Origin of the sequence: Tenacibaculum sp. MEBiC06402 (assembly GCF_049239625.1) — a bacterium.
Classification (GTDB): Bacteria; Bacteroidota; Bacteroidia; order Flavobacteriales; family Flavobacteriaceae; genus Polaribacter.
In genome coordinates this window covers 1-765 of sequence record NZ_JBMKKT010000038.1, presented here as the reverse complement: position 1 = coordinate 765, position 765 = coordinate 1, and the positions used below count along the sequence as shown (strand labels likewise).

Here is a 765-nt window from a genome sequence, read left to right as displayed (position 1 = left end):
CGGAAAATGACTCGCGTCCTTTTCCCGCAAAAAATCATACACAAATGCGTTGGCCACAAGCTAAAAAGCATCCATTTAATATTGAAAACTGAAAAGGCTTTAGATATAATTTTAGATTTTAAAGGAAATTCTCTTACTGAGAAATTATCTGAATTAAAAATGGAATTAATTGGAAAATCTAAATCGGAAATTTTCACAAATGAGGAATTATTCAATGCTGCATTGGCAATAAAAAAAGTGAGTGCTCAAATAAACGAAATTGTACATGCTGTCGGAATTATAAATTCATTACCTATAATCTTATCAGAAAATGAAATCGTAACAAACCTTTCACTCGCAGCCGGAGCTGAAGGAGATGGTTTCGACCTAGAGACAGATAAAAGAATTGCGGAATTTAAGTTTTCAAAATGGCAAGTTGGTGGAGCAAAAAATGGAATGAGAAAAAGGAACGTTTTCTCTGATTTTGTTAACCTGATAATACTAGAAACCAATAAAAAAAAGGAATTATATACTGTTAGTGCTAAGGATATATTGAAATATTTTAACGGTCGAGCGAATTGGGAAAAAGTACTATCGAAAAACGGCAGACTAAAAGATAAACTAGCTGAATATTTAAAAAAAATTGATCGAACTGAAATCAGAACATTGAGAGAAGTTTTTGAAATTTCAAATGTGAAAATATTCGATATAGAAGAAATATTTAAAAAAGCCAGTAGCCAACAAGGCGTATAATTAATTGCGGCTGAATTTCCTCACCGGAAATTC

1 protein-coding gene is annotated in these 765 nt (G+C 31.8%); it reads left to right on the top strand.

From position 1 onward, the window contains the following. The first annotated feature begins 81 nt into the window (after positions 1 to 81). Positions 82 to 732 carry a hypothetical protein gene (locus ACOSP6_RS00335; RefSeq protein WP_422092455.1) on the top strand — a complete coding sequence of 217 codons (651 nt, stop codon included), beginning with the start codon at positions 82 to 84 and terminating at the stop codon, positions 730 to 732. Positions 733 to 765 lie beyond the last annotated feature (33 nt).